The 1228-nt window shown below is 30.5% G+C and carries 2 protein-coding genes; both read right to left on the bottom strand.

The annotated features are described in order from the left end of the window. Positions 1–336 (bottom strand): transcription antitermination factor NusB (locus F6K22_RS41210; RefSeq protein ID WP_293110977.1); only part of this gene is annotated, 336 nt, incomplete at its 3' end. A 451-nt stretch (positions 337–787) separates the two neighbouring features. Next, a complete protein-coding gene (locus F6K22_RS41205) occupies positions 788–1186 on the bottom strand; it encodes a hypothetical protein (protein WP_363275571.1) in 399 nt (132 codons plus the stop codon). Between the last annotated feature and the right edge of the window lie 42 nt (positions 1187–1228).

Below are 1228 nucleotides of genomic sequence, written 5' to 3'. Positions count from 1 at the left end.
AAACTTATTTTGTTTAGCTAACTCAACCGTTGTATCAACTGCTGCCGACTCTGGAATTTGTTCTAAATAAGATAATTGATATAAACCAATATGGAGAATAATGCGTAAATCAGGGTTTTGTTGATGAGATTTCTTTTTAGCTAATTCGTCGATAATAGCATCAAGCGATCGCTCTCTTCTGACACACCCATAAACTAATTCTGTAACTAATCTGCGGTTAGCATCAATTAAGTCATTTTTTCTCAGATATTTATCTAGAGCAAAATCAGCAAAAGCTTGTTTTCGATGTATTTCTTGGAGGATAATAAAAGCTAATTGACGGGGGTTATTATTCATAATAGGGAATAGGGAATAGGGAGCAGGGATAAATAATTGATTTTATGATTTATTATTGGAGATGTATAATAGAAATAAAGATAGGTGTACCTCATTAGTCTGAGAAATACTATAACATAATTTAGAGCTATGATTTTAATTTTATCAGTCAAACAAAAAACCTGGTTTATTCCCTTAATTATTTGTTAAAATCAGGACTTTAATCGACCCAATTTATGGGTAACTCTTATTTATGAAACTGCTATAATGAATAAAAAAATTAGGAGAAATTATGATAAATTTTAATTTGATTAATTAAGCAGAAAATTCCACTAAATTAAATTATACAGTTTGGAATTAATTTTTTCTTTTGTATTAGACTGAAAAATCTAAAATGGTGCGTTACGACAGATTGTTAAATTTTCATAGTCTCAATTTTCCCCGTCTAACGCACCCTACTAGACCGACACAGCTAATTTTGCTGTTTGTTGGGCAAATTACTATTAATTCCCAGGGAGAAAATTCCCAAAATTTTCTCTAAGTTATTAATAAAATATTCAGTTAGATCGATGTAAACTTCTGTATTTTCTAATTGTAAGAATTTCCAAATATTCCCAGTTGTGACGACGCCGTAAATGGTGGAAATTTGATTACCTTGTTGTTGATTAAATATTTGTGCTGCAATCATTTCTGCCAGACATTGCCCTAATCCGGCGTTTAAGTTTTCTTTTTTAGCTTCTACAATAGCAAAAACTGGAGATTTAATAAATAGTTGTTCTGGGTCTAGACTAATGAGAAAGTCACAAGTACCGTTTAATCCTCTGGCAGTATCGACGTTAAATTCTGTTCCTGAAAACAGGCTAATTTTCAATAATTAATAATTAACAATTAATAATTAATAATTACCTCTTCT

This window comes from Okeania sp. SIO2F4, assembly GCF_010672385.1.
Lineage (GTDB): Bacteria > Cyanobacteriota > Cyanobacteriia > Cyanobacteriales > Microcoleaceae > Trichodesmium.
This window is presented reverse-complemented; position numbering and strand designations above follow the sequence as displayed.